The organism is Psychroserpens luteolus, assembly GCF_021032705.1.
GTDB lineage: Bacteria > Bacteroidota > Bacteroidia > Flavobacteriales > Flavobacteriaceae > Psychroserpens > Psychroserpens luteolus.
This window is the reverse complement of record NZ_JAHVXI010000001.1, coordinates 93,271-109,242: the sequence shown is the minus strand read 5'-3', so window position 1 is coordinate 109,242 and position 15,972 is coordinate 93,271. Positions and strand designations below refer to the sequence as shown.

Annotated in this window: 14 protein-coding genes and 1 tRNA gene; 8 read left to right on the top strand and 7 right to left on the bottom strand. The window is 32.7% G+C overall.

Annotation, left to right across the window (positions count from 1 at the left end; translation table 11 throughout):
* Positions 1–41 precede the first annotated feature (41 nt).
* A complete protein-coding gene (locus KWG70_RS00465) occupies positions 42–284 on the top strand; it encodes a GIY-YIG nuclease family protein (protein ID WP_230934021.1) in 243 nt (80 codons plus the stop codon).
* Positions 275–348, top strand: a tRNA-Arg gene (locus KWG70_RS00460). The genes KWG70_RS00465 and KWG70_RS00460 overlap by 10 nt, the downstream gene beginning before the upstream one ends.
* A gap of 133 nt (positions 349–481) precedes the next feature.
* Here the strand turns inward: KWG70_RS00460 and KWG70_RS00455 are convergent.
* Positions 482–1,405, bottom strand: a complete 924-nt coding sequence (locus KWG70_RS00455) for a LysR family transcriptional regulator (protein WP_230934020.1) — start codon at positions 1,403–1,405, stop codon at positions 482–484.
* A gap of 84 nt (positions 1,406–1,489) precedes the next feature.
* Here KWG70_RS00455 and KWG70_RS00450 point away from each other — a divergent pair, with 84 nt between their 5' ends.
* The 4 genes from KWG70_RS00450 to KWG70_RS00435 all read left to right on the top strand — a co-directional run bounded on the left by KWG70_RS00450 (position 1,490) and on the right by KWG70_RS00435 (position 4,069).
* On the top strand, positions 1,490–1,726 hold the full coding sequence (locus tag KWG70_RS00450; protein WP_230934019.1) for a hypothetical protein: 237 nt from the start codon (positions 1,490–1,492) through the stop codon (positions 1,724–1,726).
* Positions 1,727–1,750: 24 nt separating this feature from the next.
* Entirely contained in the window at positions 1,751–2,719 is a 969-nt protein-coding gene (locus KWG70_RS00445) for a sodium-dependent bicarbonate transport family permease (RefSeq protein WP_230934018.1), read from the top strand.
* 88 nt (positions 2,720–2,807) lie between these two features.
* Entirely contained in the window at positions 2,808–3,107 is a 300-nt protein-coding gene (locus KWG70_RS00440; protein WP_230934017.1) for a hypothetical protein, read from the top strand.
* A 260-nt stretch (positions 3,108–3,367) separates the two neighbouring features.
* Positions 3,368–4,069, top strand: coding sequence for a zinc-dependent peptidase (locus tag KWG70_RS00435; RefSeq protein WP_230934016.1), 702 nt, complete (start codon positions 3,368–3,370; stop codon positions 4,067–4,069).
* Here KWG70_RS00435 and KWG70_RS00430 read toward each other — a convergent pair whose 3' ends face one another.
* From KWG70_RS00430 to KWG70_RS00405, 6 genes are all read right to left on the bottom strand, one after another.
* Positions 4,070–4,651 (bottom strand): hypothetical protein, encoded by a 582-nt coding sequence (locus tag KWG70_RS00430; RefSeq protein ID WP_230934015.1) that lies wholly within the window; start codon positions 4,649–4,651, stop codon positions 4,070–4,072.
* Between the two features lie 81 nt (positions 4,652–4,732).
* Positions 4,733–5,803 carry a nucleotidyltransferase family protein gene (locus KWG70_RS00425; protein WP_230934014.1) on the bottom strand — a complete coding sequence of 357 codons (1,071 nt, stop codon included), beginning with the start codon at positions 5,801–5,803 and terminating at the stop codon, positions 4,733–4,735.
* A 51-nt stretch (positions 5,804–5,854) separates the two neighbouring features.
* Positions 5,855–6,988: a phosphoenolpyruvate carboxykinase (ATP) gene (locus KWG70_RS00420; RefSeq protein WP_230934013.1), complete on the bottom strand. Its 1,134-nt coding sequence runs from the start codon at positions 6,986–6,988 to the stop codon at positions 5,855–5,857.
* Positions 6,989–7,002: 14 nt separating this feature from the next.
* Positions 7,003–7,164 carry a hypothetical protein gene (locus KWG70_RS00415; protein ID WP_230934012.1) on the bottom strand — a complete coding sequence of 54 codons (162 nt, stop codon included), beginning with the start codon at positions 7,162–7,164 and terminating at the stop codon, positions 7,003–7,005.
* Between the two features lie 87 nt (positions 7,165–7,251).
* Positions 7,252–10,806 carry a T9SS type A sorting domain-containing protein gene (locus tag KWG70_RS00410; RefSeq protein WP_230934011.1) on the bottom strand — a complete coding sequence of 1,185 codons (3,555 nt, stop codon included), beginning with the start codon at positions 10,804–10,806 and terminating at the stop codon, positions 7,252–7,254.
* A 215-nt stretch (positions 10,807–11,021) separates the two neighbouring features.
* A complete protein-coding gene (locus KWG70_RS00405) occupies positions 11,022–13,151 on the bottom strand; it encodes a T9SS type A sorting domain-containing protein (protein WP_230934010.1) in 2,130 nt (709 codons plus the stop codon).
* 828 nt (positions 13,152–13,979) lie between these two features.
* Here KWG70_RS00405 and KWG70_RS00400 point away from each other — a divergent pair.
* On the top strand, positions 13,980–15,065 hold the full coding sequence (locus tag KWG70_RS00400) for a DegT/DnrJ/EryC1/StrS family aminotransferase (RefSeq protein WP_230934009.1): 1,086 nt from the start codon (positions 13,980–13,982) through the stop codon (positions 15,063–15,065).
* 16 nt (positions 15,066–15,081) lie between these two features.
* A complete protein-coding gene (locus KWG70_RS00395; RefSeq protein ID WP_230934008.1) occupies positions 15,082–15,948 on the top strand; it encodes a sulfotransferase family protein in 867 nt (288 codons plus the stop codon).
* The last annotated feature ends 24 nt before the right edge of the window (positions 15,949–15,972 follow it).

The window sequence follows — 15,972 nt, the reverse complement described above, 5'->3', positions numbered from 1 at the left end:
CCTGCGGCAGGCAGGGAATATCAGATTGCAAAGTAGTTTGAATGTATTATGTTTATGTTATAAGGAGTGAAGTTGATGGTCGTTTATATAAAGGCATGACGATGAGGTTGGATAATCGTATTAAAGAGCATAATTTTGGTAAAACAAAATCTACTAAAGGATATTTACCATGGGTTTTAGTTTACCAAGAAGTATTTAATACGAGAAGAGAAGCTAGGTTAAGAGAGAAATTTTTAAAATCAGGACAAGGAAGAGATTATTTAAAGAAAGTATTGGCCTCGTAGTTCAACTGGATAGAATATCAGATTTCGGCTCTGAGGGTTGGAGGTTCGAATCCTCTCGAGGTCACTAATACATCAAAAACGGAGTTTAGAAAGGCGTACGAAGTACGTCAATCCTGATGATAAAATGGAGTTCCCTAAAGTTCAAAACTAATTCTACTGTAATAACTGTTTAATTGTTCTAATACGTTGAATTCATCTTAGTACTTCTCAAACCAATCAAAGTGATTTTTCATGATTTGAGATTTACTGTCGTTAATATGATTTACGAAATGCCTAGCTATTGCAGATAAGTTTTTCGATTTAAGCCAGATCAAATTCCAATCGGTAATCATAGGAAGTCCTTTGATTGGAATGACTTGTAAATCGCCATTATTCAATTCATTTTTAATACCTATAAGTGGCATAATTGAAAAGCCTAGACCAGCAATAACAGCCTGCTTTAAAGCTTCATTTGATTTCAACTCCATTTTCTTATACGTTGATATTTTATGAGAAGCAATAAAATATTCCATTTGATTTCTAGTGGCCGAACCCTGTTCTCTGTAAATAAGAGGGAGTTTTTCAAACATGGATTTAGTTAGATATTTTCCTGTATGTTTAAACTGTTTACCTCCAACGAGGTAAAGCTTGTTTTCCATGAGTTGGATACGGTCTATTTTTAAGTATTTTGGAATGGTTGATACCATAGCAAAATCAACCAAATTATTTTCTAGTGATTTTACGACTTCAGATTTATTGGTTACATCCATGCTAAGGTCTACACCCTTATGTTGATTCATGAAGTCGGTTAAAAAATAAGGCATTGCATATTTTGCAGTAGAAACAATAGCGATTTTTAATTTTCCCGAGAGCTCACCTTGAAATGATAATGCCTTGTAGTTTATGGCATTCACTTCGTTTAAAATGTTTTCGGCAGCAAGTGCAATCTCATCACCGAAATCGGTGATGTAGATTTTTCTTCCGACAACTTCAAAGAGAGGAATTTCAAATTGATCTTGAAACTTTTTTAGCTGGATAGATACTGCTGGTTGGGTTAGATAAAGTTCTTCAGAAGCTTTGGTGACACTCTTTAATTGCGCCACTTTATGAAATATTTCTAATTGATGTAATGTGTAATGCATAACTAATGTTTATGTTTCGTATAATAAATATAAATAAAAATATATAGATTTTCTGTGTAATCTTTGCAAAAAAACATCTATCTAATGAGTGATTTAATTTTAAGCAAGCAAAGAAAAAAAGAAACAAAGGTTGCTGGAAGTTTAGTGTTAGTGGTTAAAAAACTTTTGAAATTTATCAAACCTATGGCTATGGTAGCCACTTATGTTGTAATTATAAGAGCATCTTTAAAGTACAATAGCTTGTTTCTATCTGAACTATTAGTGTCTGGAGCTATTATGGCAATGCTGTACTTTGTGCATGTGCTATCTCAAAAACAATAGCTCTGATATTAAATATAAACTATAATGGATCTACATTTACTTATAGATAATCTTACGAATCCTGCCTTATTATTTTTTTTTCTTGGTGTAATCGCGGTTCAATTGAAAAGCGATCTCAATATACCAGAAAACTCATCAAAATTCATATCATTTTACTTGTTGCTATCTATTGGTTTTAAAGGTGGTCAAGAGTTAGCGCATAGCGAATTTAGCATGGAGATTTTATGGGCACTCTTATTTGGGATTTTTCTCGCCTTATTAGTTCCAGTATATACATATTTTATTTTGCGAAAGAAGTTTAGCGTTGAAAATGCTGGAGCTATTGCTGCGGCCTATGGATCGGTGAGTGCTGTTACTTTTGTAACCACAATTTCTTTCTTAGAAATGGAAGGAATTCCTTTTAGTGGTCATATGGTTGCTGTAATGGCATTAATGGAAGCGCCATCTATAATGCTTGGTCTGTTGTTAATGACCTATTTCAAAAAGAAAAATAAAGAAAAGCAAGACGCACCAATGAAAAAAGTTTTGCACCATGCACTAACTAATGGGAGTGTTTTGCTTATCATTGGGAGTTTGATTATAGGGTTGATGGCAAGTGAAGCACAAGCCGAAGGAATCAAACCATTTACTACTGATATCTTCAAGGGTTTCTTAGCTGTATTTTTATTGGATATGGGGATTGTTAGTGGTCGAAAATTATCAGATTTGATGAAGAAGGGATGGTTTGCTGTTTTGTTTTCAATCATTATTCCTGTTGTAAACGGATCGATTGTAGCGGTTATTAGTGGTGTGCTAACTACTAGTCAAGGTAACAGGCTGTTATTTGCTATTCTAGCTGCTAGTGCCTCTTACATTGCTGTGCCAGCTGCTATGAAAATTGCTGCACCAAAAGCTAATCCGAGTTTATATATACCAATGGCGCTTGCTATAACATTTCCATTTAATATTACACTAGGCATGCCACTGTATCTCTGCATTATTAATTTGACATAGGAAATGCTTATGATTAATATTAAATATATAAATAAAAATATATGAAAAATAAATTTGAAATTTGTACCAATATAAAACACCCATAATTATGGAAACTTTAGAAAAAGTAAAAAAAGCACAAAAAATTGATTTGATAAGTGGATGCTACACAGCATCAGAAGCATCACATATTATTAATGCTGTATTGAATGTGAAAATTAACTTTCATAAATTACACCGTTTATCAATAAAAGAAGGGAATGAAGCCGATGCTTGCGAGTTTGATAGTGGAAGAATAGAAGAACTAATAAATGAGCAGGATATAGCTAAACAATTCTTTTCTCAAGCCAGACTTGAAGGCAAAAAATTGAAAATGAAAAGTATTATACACATTGAAATAGAGAATTAAGACTATAAGTGAAGTCGTTGAATTAGTTATTGGATTTCAATTTGTCAAAACCCAAGCATAACTCGAATGCTTGGGTTTTATTTTTTCAGTATATTTAGCTAATGATATTAGCCCTTTTTAATTACATATTAGCGATTTCACCTACTACTCGTATTGTGCTTCTTGTTATTTTTTTTGTTGGTATGTTTGCGGTGGTTTTCTCGCGTTTTTATATGTTTTTTGAACAGCGATATGCCAGTAAGTATAAACGTCCTTTTTTTGTGCATTTTTATCTTTTTAAGAAGAGATTGGACAAAGAACAGCGAAGCATATTAAGACGTCAGTTTAGTTTTTATCAAAAATTAGATGACACCGAAAAAGAGCGATTTGAACATCGTGTTGCAACATTTATCAATTCAAAGTATTTTCTTGGTCGAGAAGACTTAGTTGTGACCACCGAAATGAAGGTTTTGGTGGCAGCTACATCCACCATGCTCACCTTTGGTTTTAGAGACTATCAAATAGATTTAATTGATAAAATCATCATCTACCCAGGGACTTTTTATTCAAATTCAAATGAGGCTTATCACAAGGGAGAGCTTAATCCTAAATTAAAAGCTCTAGTGATTTCTTGGGAAGATTTTTTGTATGGTTATGATGACGAAAATGATAATATTAATTTGGGCATTCATGAATTTACACATGCAATACATATAAACAGTTTAAAAAACAATGATGTGAGCTCTTTGATATTTAAAGTGGCTTTTTCTGAGCTTACTGATATGCTTTCAGCTGAAGAAAATTTAAGAAAGCAATTGATTGCTTCTAAGTATTTTAGAGATTATGCGTTTACAAATCAGTTTGAATTTGTGGCAGTCATTGTTGAGACATTTATAGAAACACCTGAGGAATTTAAAAGACAATTCCCTAGGATATACGATAAAACTAGGGAAATGTTAAATTTTAATTTTGCTCAATACTAATTATAGTCTAAACATGACTTGTAACACATATTGAAAGTGATTATTATCAAAACGATTGTCCTTAGCGTTAAAAGCAAATTTACCAACGCCTTGTAGTCTTACGCCAATATTACTATTGAACCAATAAGCTCCACCAAGTATCAAGTTGGCAGAAGTATTAAGTTCATCTATAGAAAAAACACCTAAACCACCACCTACAAAAAGGTCTAGCCATAGAGTTTCAGGGAATAATTCATCTGAAAAAAAGTACTTAACATAGGTATTGGTAGAAAAGTAATTGAATTCTTCTGGAAGTGAGCCATTGTCAATTCTAGATGTAATCTTAAACCTATTCATAGTAAAGTCTTGCTCTACAGATAAATATCTTGACCACCTATGCTGCACCGAAAGTGCTAATGGACGGTTAAATTCAAAATCACCTAATTTTTCAAAAGGATTTCTTGTTCCTAAGCTACCAACTGCATTTACTCCAACACTAACAGTCCAAGCTTCAATATTTCTTAGATCTCTTTTGCTTACTTGCGACTGACTATCATAACTAAATAGCGATACTAATATTAAGAATAGGATGATCTTTTTCATGTTTCAATTGTATGGGTTAATTCAAAGATATACTTTGAACTATAATATTGCAAATAAACCTCAAAGTTATTGTATTTTAAATTAAGGCTTTAAAAATTTTGAGTTTAAATCTTTTAATATGCGTTTTCTATCATTGAAAAGGGCTTTTCTATACTTTTTATTTGTCACAAAAGTACTTAGTCTTGAAGGGATTTGTCTTAACAGTACAGATAGTGTCAGTCGTTTTCTGTGAAATGAATCAAGACCGGGTGACTTTAAACGTGATATGAACTTATTAATCCTAGATTGACTTAACTCAACATTCTTAAATTCCTCAAAGAATATTGAGTTTAGTGAAAAGTATGACGTGAAATATTTACTAGTGTTAGATATTATTAATTCTGGAAACAATAGTATCAAAACGAGGCTGTCATAAGTTGAGCGCATATTCAATTTTGAATAATAGTGACCTCTATCATTAATTTGAAAGTTTAGAATATTATGACTGAAAAGATCTTCGGCATGAAAAATAGGGAATTCCTTATGGTACCATACTCTGTTTAAAAGCATATGGCTTGACAATACATTATGATGTGGTTTGTTGAGCAAATATTTATGCAGCTCCACAGCGCCTAAGCCGTTATCAATAATGAGTCTATCCAAATGCTTGTGATCGAAAAAAGTAGATCTAATACTTGATGGTATTTTGGTATATCCATAATCGAGAAGTAGGTCTAATGCTTTAAATATATGATTTTCGTCTACCAAAATATCAATATCTCCAATCATACGTTCGGCATTATCTTGGTAAAAATCAGCAATCAAAAAAGCGGTCCCTTTAGTGAAAGCATATCTAATATTATTAGCATTGAAAATGTCAGCGATTATTTTTGACTGTTCTATTAAACCTAGGTTACGATTTTTATTAATCGTGGTGATATCTTCAAGATATGCCTCTAAATCTCTAGGAATACATTCTAAGAGTTTCTTTTGTTTTAATCTACAATATATGGTTGGCAAAACTAGATGGTCACTAGCTACTGTTACAAATTGTTCCCAATTTATTGTAGCACTTGTTAGTGATAGTTTTAAATTTTCATTGGGATATTCAAAACTCAAGATATCAGCTATTAGCTGTAAAGTGTCTTTGTATGTATAATTTGTTTTGGACAAATGTTATATTTAAACATTCAAAAATAAACAAAGAAATTCCTAAAAAAGCGTTTAAGAATCAAATAGTGATTTAAAACTTGAGATTGCAAAATCATTATCGCTATAATTTAATCGATAGCATTTGAGATGATTAAGCCAATCTAAAAAATGACGTGCGTGGATTTCATTTGGTGAAATCCATGAATCAGGAATTAAGGTTTCTAATATTTTATCGATGGAAATCTCTTCTAACGATGACTTAATTGCTTTGTCATATTTAACATATACAATAGTTTGACACGGAAAATTATGTTTCGAGTTTTTAAAACCTAAAGACGATGGTAAATATTTTAAGTTGACTTTTTTAGGGCCAGAGGTGTGGACTTTTAAGTCTTGAAAGTTTTCAAATTGAGTCTCTAAAACGTCGAAAGCTCCTTTTTTAATTGAAATAGCTGCGGGATATCTATAGCAGTTCATATCCTTATACAGAGGCGTAAAGTCATCGGCTAATAAATCTAATCCGCTAGCCATCAATAGCGCAGATAGTGTACTTTTTCCATTGCCAGAATCACCTACAATCATAATAGATTCTTTGTTATTCGTAATAGTTGAAGCATGAAATGTAGCAATCCATTGTTCTATATTCAGGTTGTGGATTACATTAGTGAGTTCTAATGCAAACTTTCCTTGGAGAAAATGAAAAGCTTTAGTTTTATAACTACCTATGTGCTTGGCATTTTTAAATAGGTGTAAGTCATCATTTGTTTTAAAAATATCAAATGTAATATCTGGTTTTGGTAGTTGCTGTATTTTATATTGAGATAATTGAGGGTGAATTAAACTCTCAATGACATGTGATTCAAAATTTACACTAATAGTTTTATTATTGACTCTATAGGTTTTGTTGATGCTTTCTTGAGGTACTTCAAGAGACTCTTGAAAAAATGAGTTCACTATAGAAGTTACATTTGCTTCGTCTAAAAAGTTAGATATATCATTATAAATCTTTTCACATTCAGCAAGTTCGATTTGTAATGATTGCTCTAAGGTATCTATAAAGGAGGTTTTATTGTCAACCCTTAAATACAAGTCAATTAGAGTGTATAAGGTTTCTGAGACGACAACATATTTATTAGAGTTGTGAAACCACAATAGTATGGTTTCATTAATCTTATGTACGTACTTCGGAGATAAATCCGCTTTCAAAATAAAAATAGAAATTAATCAAAAGGATTTCCTCCTGGATCTGGTGGAGAAGATGCTTGTGCTTTCTTTGGGTTTAATATAAGAAACGTACCTATTGCAGTAAGCGCAGCGTACTTACCCATTCTTTGTAGGGCTTCCTTACGAGTAATTTGATTTTGAGGACTATTTCTTTTCATTATATCATATAATACAAAGCAAAAGTAAATAAAATATTACTATTTACCTGATTTATTAGTTTTTAATACCTTGAGTTTACTGTAACGTTAATTGATAATCACTTTTTGAGATTTCTGCTGAGTACTATTACTCAACTGAACAATATAAACTCCAGAAGTGACATTAGAAATATCAATTTGATTATTATCACTTCTACTATCAAGTTTTGTTGATAAGATTATACGGCCTTGAATATCATATATTTCAGCTTTTGTTTCGTCATTCAACTCACCTTTAATAAACAATGTTTTAGGTGTTTTAGTAGTATATATTTGAATAGAACTAAAGTTTTCTTCAGACGTAGATAAAGCATCCGCAGAAATTCTCAAGAAGAAACGACCAGTTCCAGATAACGTTACATTTGGAGTAAATACATAATTAGATGTATTTAATAATGTAAAGGTATTAGTTACAGTGTCTTCTAGATAAATATCAAAATTACTTGGTATATCTGTATCTAAAATACTAATTGTTAACTGCTCACCTTCATTGGCATTAACGCCTAAAGGAATGACTACATTATTTAGTGCATTATAATGTACAGCTTGGACAGCTAAATTATTTCCAACGTTGTCATCTACTAAATGCGAATATATTGCAAAATCAGGAGTATTGCCATTAAACATCACAGCATCATAACCAGAGTCCATACTTAGAGACGCATTATCGTTAAAGTAAAAATCTGTATTGAACAAAGAACTTTCATTTGACAGCTGAAGTCTTAAGTGAGCTAAATTTGGATTAACTATTCTTCCAGGAATAAAATCATCATTAGTACCTATAGAACGCATTGGTGCATTAAAAGTAATGGATCCACCACCTGCTTTAGAAGACACGAAAAATCCTTGTCCTGGCGCTATTAATGCGGTAGGGTTAGCATCAGAGTAGGCTTGATTCCATATAGTGAAACCATCAGAGATATCGCCATCATAGCCATAAACTCCAGAGTTTAGTGGATTAAATTCTGTGTTATTAGCAGTTAAAAAATCTGCTAACTTTATATAAGAAGGATAAGGGTTACCAATAAGGTTAAAATCGCTATTAGTACCTACAGTAATAGGAACAATGTTAGTCGTTGTTTCTACATTACCTTCAAATCTAAATGTAGAGCCAGTTGGAGCCGTAGAGGCTGTTCTATATCCAATACCTGCAGTAATAATAGAGGCGTCATCTGCATTGGTGTAATTGATATAAGCATTAGCATTATTGTCAAAAGGACCAAATAGGAAAGAAGGTACTCCTCCTATGGTTCCTGAAGGGATGTCAGGGTTAGCAGTTCTTAAATTAAGAAATGTTTGGTCTGAATTAGTAACAGGTGCCGCAATTAAATCATTAAAACCAGTTGTTGATCCTGAAGGTGCAAATTGATTGACATGTCGGTTGTAGACGATTTCACCTTCAACACTACTCGCAATTAAACTAGAATAGGTTGTTGAAACCGAATTTAATTCAAAAGAACCATTATTAACCAATTCATTATTAACAGTCATTGATTGTGCAATAGGAACTTGAACCTGTGCTCCAGGATTAACTATGAAATTATTAATCTCAACATTTGAATCTACCGTGTAGCTTCCATCAATAACTAATGCGTCTAATGCTCCAGTAGTTGGGCTTGGTGCTTCATTATTAATCCATCCATCTGCATCGTAGTATATTAAACCTTCAAAAATACTAGCCACTCTAAAATTATCAAAACCTGAGAACCCAGTTAAAAGATTATTTCTAATACTTAATTCCAATCCTATAGTGTTTGTTGTGTCAGGGACATTTATAAGAACCGAACCTTCGTCTGAATCTATTGGTCCATTACCATCTACTAAATATACTATTGGTTGTGGTATTCCATCTAAATATAGTCTGTAATATACGTCACTATTGTTTTGTACATAGCCTTCAATATCCCAATCAAAAGTAATTTGCACATTATCATATACCGAAACATCTATAGTGTCAAAAGTAATAGTAGCAAAGCCTACAGCACCATTTCCTTCATCATTGAGGTCATTCTCACCTAATATATTTCCTGATAAAAATTCGAAATCTAAAGGGGCGATATCTGCAGCATCTATTAGGCCATAGTAACCATCTGTTCCCCATCCATTATCAAAGAAAGGAGTGTCATTAGTAAAAGTCCACTCTGGTGAAGAACCATCAAAGTCTTGTATGGCAAGATTTATTAATGGTCCATTAACGTCAAACGGGTCACTAAATGTAAAAAAGCCATTACTAAATGTAAAAAGGTTTATAGCTGTATTTTGATCAGAATATTCTATGGTATTTAAAACAGCTTCCCCATTTACAAAAGAATAATCAATTGGAGAACCAACTAAAGTTCCTGCAGAAGTAATCACTGTTAAAACATCACTGTAGTCCAGATCAAGATTGTCATTATTATCTTGAACTAAAACTGTTGGATAAGGAAACATAACTTCAAACTGATTGCTGTCTGTTACTTGCTGGTCAAAGACAATTTTTGACGCCGTCACTTCAATTCTATTGTCATCACCTACAATAGGTGTAGCTGCTCCTCCAGCATTTGCGAGTGCAAAAAGTGAACTTCCTGTTGCAGCCGCAGTTGCCAAGTCTACAGTAACTTGTATCTGTTCGTTATCAGTTACTACAGAATTAAATGTAGCATAAACTGTAAAGTTTTTTGTAGCATCGTCATTAGCAATTAAAGCTGTTAAACCACTAAAAGAAACTAAAGGATCGACAGTAGATGTTTCGGCAATATTTGTAGTACCATCAAAAATGGCAAGTGCAGCTAAATATTGATTATTTGAAACTGCAAATTGAATATCTGTAACGTTAGTGCCATCACTATCGCTATCTGGAGCAGTAGCTCCACCATCTCTAATTGAGAATTCTCCAAGCTGTATAGCGTTTGTGGTCGTTAATCCAGAAGTAGCATTAAATGCACTATAATTAATATTGTCTGTTGGGTCAAAAGCCGTAGCAACGATGTCAGATTCGATGCTGTTGGAAGCGCTTGTTGAAGTACTACCAATAATACGTATGCCTGGATCAGCAATTCCTAATGATCCAGCCCAAGCTGGTTGACCAGTTACTCGTAACCAACCACCAATACTATTTGCATCCCAAGCATATAGTCTAAACGTAATGGTACCAGATGTAGGTGAAGTTATTGATAAACCGGAAAAATTAAACTCAAAACTGCTCGTAGCAGGCATAGTTTGTGGAACTGATACAGCTGTTCCTGCTGTAGCAAAGTTGTCTAAACTATAATATATTTGCCATTGGCTAGGGCCGTTTCCATGTCGTCTTAATCGGATATCAAATTCATTTACAGTGACTTCAAAATTTGTTGTTGCTGATACCGACCATTCAATATATTCATTAGCTGCTTCGGCTGAGGCTTGATCTGTTCCATCCCAATCTCTTGATGTAAAATCTGTTGGACTTGACGCACTAAGATTTACGCCAGAACCTCGAGTTAATCCTACCGATGAAACCGAAGCTGCATTTCCAGTTGCAGTTGGTCCAACAATGTTATCTCTATCAACTGTTGTAATCGGGCTTTGTGAGAAACCAACAGTAAAAAAAAGTAATGTCAACGTTGCTAAGTAAATTTTTTTCATAACTGTAATAAATTATTTTTTTCTTAAATCACTTAAACTAATATACGATTTAAAGCAAATTGAGGGAATTATCAAAGATAATAAAAGATATGAGTGATAAAAACTAATTTTATCTTTTTACGGTTTTAAGAATTAGTTCATTAAGGTACATATTATAAAAAAACGCATTCAATTGAATGCGTTTAAAAAAAGATGAGATAGGGATTTCTATTAAATTATTTGATAATGATTTTTTTAGACCTATTCTGTTTTTGGCTATTAAGCTTGACAATGTAGATACCACTGCTTAATTTACTAATATCTATTTTTTGTGAGGTTCTATTTATATCCAGTATAGATTTAAAGATTAATCTCCCTTGAAGATCATAGACGGTTAATGTTGTTTTTTCATTTAAAACCCCATCAATGAATAGTGTTTTTTCATTAAGGTTAGCATATATAAGTATATCGACTAATTCGGGTTCGTTTGTACTTAAAGTACTATCTGAAAACTGTAAAAAGAAACGACCGGTTCCATTTAGAGCTTCGTTAAGTAAAATATTATAATCCTCATTTGTTAAGAGTGTTGTTGTGTTAGTCTGATTGTCAATCAAAAAGACATCTACTGTATCTGGAAGTGATGATTCAGCGATACTAAAATTTAGTAATGAACCATTACTTGCATTAACACCTAAAGGAATTAAAGTATTTGCTATATCATTACTACCTATAGTTTGAATAGCCATTGCTCTACCAGTATTCTCTTCTACTAAATGCGAGTATAATGAAAAATTTGGTGGTGTTGTATTCCAAACTGAAGCGTCATATCCAGGATCTAATCCCAAACTAGCATTATCATTAAGATAAAAACTAGTTGAAAAACTGCTTGAAGCTGAACTAAGGTTAAGTTTCAAATATTGTAAAGGCCCTGAGTTGCGTCCTAAAATAAAATCATCATCAGTTCCAGTAGTTCTCATATTTGGATCTATAGTAAAACTACCAGCAGATTCTGCTTCGACAAAAAAACCTTGACCAGGAGCAATTTTAGTATCTATAGTAGTGTTGGCTAGGTTGTAAATTGTCCAGCCATCTTGTGCAGAACCATCATAGCCATAAATACCCACAGCGTTAACATCTACAGTTTCTGAGTTTATAATATTGGTAAGAAGAGCGTCAACATTTAAATAGCTTGGATAGGGGTTTCCAATGAGGTTCCAGTTTGAGGTTCCAGAAGTTAAATTAATTTGTACTGCACCAGTTTCAATGTCTCCTGTAAAAATATAGTCTCCATTATCTGTTGAGCCAGTTCTAAAACCAATGCCAGCATCTAATGTATTACTATCATTTGCACTAGTATAGTTAATAAAACTATTAGTAGCTGTATCAAATGGGCCAAATAAAAAGGCGATATTTCCTGAAATGCTGCCAGAAAGAATATTAGAATTAACTGCTCTAAAGTTTCCAAACGTTTGCCCTGTGAGTGGCGGACTTATAAGATCATTATTGCCAGTGGTGGTTCCACTAGCTGCTGCATTATTTATATGACGTTCATACCTAACAGAACCAACGATACTTCCGTCAAGAATTAAGCTTGAGTAGCTTGTTGAAGACGATTCTAAAACAATATCGCCTATAGCAGTTAAAACAACGCCACTATTAATTGTTAGTCCTGCACCTGGATTAATTGTCAACGAATTGCAATTGATGTCATTTATGAAATTGGTGTCACCATTTGCTATAATAATATCATTAGCAGTTGTAGCAACACCATCTGGATCTGTAGGAGTCCATCCATTGTCATAGACATAAGTAACTCCAGGTAAAACAGTACCTGTAACTAATATGTTATCAATTCGTTGTCTTTCATTTCCAGCATTATTAATAAAAATCACCCTAATTTCTAATGAGCTTCCATTTAATCCAGATTGGCTGATAATCACATTTCCGTAGTCATTAATAAGTACATCATTAGTACTGGCATTAATCCATAAACCATTATCAATACGATATTGCGTCGTCACAATATCATTGTTTTCTAGAGTATTTGGATTATTTTCAGAAGCATCTATTGTGAATTCAACATCAGTGAAATCTGATATATCAATACTAGGAGAGAACCAAATACTTTCGCCATCCAAATCTCTAGATTCTAATCGTTCGTTTCCAGCAATAGTCCTAACGCGAAACCAATCTGTTGTGGCTGTTAGGTTAGCGTCGCTAACATCAACGCTCCAGTCGACACCACTTAAGTCAATGGTGGGAATCCCAGAGTTTGAGCCTGTTGCACCTTTAGTGTTTTGACCTGTGAAGTCTTCAAGGTATATTGTTGTTTGACTAAAAGCATTGCATGCTAGTAATACTAACATTATTAAAAGTAAATCTTTAATTTTCATAATTCTACATCCATCTTTTTTTTGAAAACCTTAGACAAAGACATTGTAACAACTAAGTCACAACGCTTGTCCTTTTCCTCATTAATGAAGACAGTGCATAACTATGCTATAGTGCTGGTGTACATATAAACTACGTCGAAGTAATGATATACCGCATTTAGTGTTAAGACCATGATATAATCACGATCTAACAGATTTTGTAATATGAGTATCGGAAATTTAAGAGGGGATCAATACCAATGATAAACTGGTCTTGAAAAGTGTCTTTCCAAAATTAAAATCAAAACTATTGTAGTTAAGACACGAGCATTTATAAGGTAGTCAACAAAATTAATGAGGTCTTAAAACTATACTTACGTAATATTTAAGTGTCTGGTTTCATCTCTATACTTTTTATTAATTAATTAAGGTATGCGCACATTAGATAATTCTAATGGACATCACCATTGTAATTAGGTAGAGATAATATTTTGATGAATAGGGGTAGTTAATAGTTGTGAAAATAATACTTAACGGGTACTTAGATTTAAATCTCAACAGATCTAAGTATTTCATAAACAATAAACTATCGAGGGATTATAGTTCAAAATTTTGTCACTTTACTGACTAAGCATGTTCTTTTCAGTGCCTAAAATAACACTTTTTAGTTAATTTTCCTACAAATACGAAAACTCAGGCTTATTTTAAGAACTAACTTTTTGACTAAATTTATATCGCAAATCATTTAATAATCTATATTATCCTATAATTTAGAATATATTTGCAAGCTTACATGGAATAACTCCGATTTTAGATAATTATATGATTACTGTTACTAAAACTTTTTTCCCTCCAATAGAAGAATACAAGGCTTATATTGACAAAATATGGGAAAATAAATGGTTGACAAACAATGGTGATCTCACTAAGGAGTTAACAGCTAAATTGACCAAACATCTTAATGCTAATCACCTTATATTGATGACTAATGGCACGCTTCCAATTCAAATAGCATTAAATGCCTTTGCCGAACAAGGAGAGGTGATTACTACGCCGTTTTCTTATGTAGCAACGACATCTAGTATAGTTTGGGAAAAATGCACACCAGTTTTTGTTGATATACATCCAGAATATCTTACAATTGATGAAACGAAAATAGAAAAGGCTATTACGAACAAAACTACTGCAATATTAGTAACTCACGTCTATGGTAATCCTTGTGATATTGAAGCAATTGATGCTATTGCAAGAAAATATAAACTGAAAGTCATCTATGATGCAGCGCACTGCTTTGGAGTAACCTATAAAAACAAACCGATATTTAATTATGGAGATGTAAGCGTGTGTAGTTTTCATGCCACCAAGTTGTTTCATACTGGTGAAGGTGGTGCTTTGTTTTGTCAAGATGAGAACACGTACAATGAAATGCTATATAGACATAAGTTTGGTCACGACGGACCACTTCGCTTTCATGGAATAGGTATAAATGCTAAAATTAGTGAGTTACAAGCAGCGATGGGATTAAGTGTCTTGCCTTATATAGATGCTATTATTCAAGACAGGAAACGTGTTTGCGAACTATATGATAGTTTGTTAGATTTCAAATTGCTGAGAAGACTTAAAATTAGAGCGCATACAGAATGGAATTACAGTTATTACCCTATTATTTTTAATTCGGAAACTGAATTGTTGAAGACAGAAGAACTATTAAAAGTTAATGATATTATACCAAGACGCTATTTCTATCCAAGCTTGTCGTCATTATCATATGTGAATAATAACAATGATTTAAAAGTTTCCGATGATATCGCTCCACGAATTTTATGTTTACCATTGTACTATGGTTTAGAAAATGATAACATTAAAAAGATTTCAGAATTGATATCTACTGCACTAGGAAAATCTTAGATAATACTGATTTAGTATGACCCATCAAAACGTATTTATTATTGGTAGTCCAAGATCTGGAACCTCGATGTTTAGAATGATGATGAGCAGCCATTCATCAATTATTGTTCCTCCCGAATGCGGATTTATTCAATGGTGGCATAAAGTTTATGGTGATTGGAGTATTGAAAATTCGCAATCTAAAGATGATTTAAAAGCATTTATTTCAGATTTAAAAACGTCTAAAAAAATTGAAACGTGGGAGTTAGATTATAAGGAATTAGAGGGTTTAATACGCTCAAGATTGCCAAAGTCTTATAAGGAATTAACGTCATTAGTCATTTTACAGTATGGACTTCAGAATGGGAAAACTCCTTCTGTGTTAGGAGACAAAAACAACTATTATATAGAACATTTAGATGTACTTGATTCTATTTATCCAGACGCTAAATACTTAATTATAGTAAGAGATTGTAGAGATGTGGTTTGCAGTTACCTAAATGTAAATGCTCTTACAACGAACTCAAAATACAAACCAAAATTCCCAGAGACCATTAAGGAAATGAGTTTAGATTGGTTACATAAAAATAAAAAGATACTAAGTTTCTTAGAATCAATTCATACTTCAAATTATGCACTCATTAGATATGAAGATCTATTAAATAAGCCTGAATTGGAATTACAAAAATGCACCAAAATTCTTGATTTACAGTTTGAAGATCAAATGTTAGACTATTATAAAAATAAAATGGAACCTTCTGAACTTTTGGATTGGAAAAAGAAAACCAATGAACAAATTGACAAAAGTAACACTCAAAAATACTTAGAACAATTATCTGCATTTGAGATCGACGAAATTATATCTGTTTCTGGAGATTTAATGCGTAAATTTGGTTACCTATAGGTGCTTTTTATATGAATCTATCTC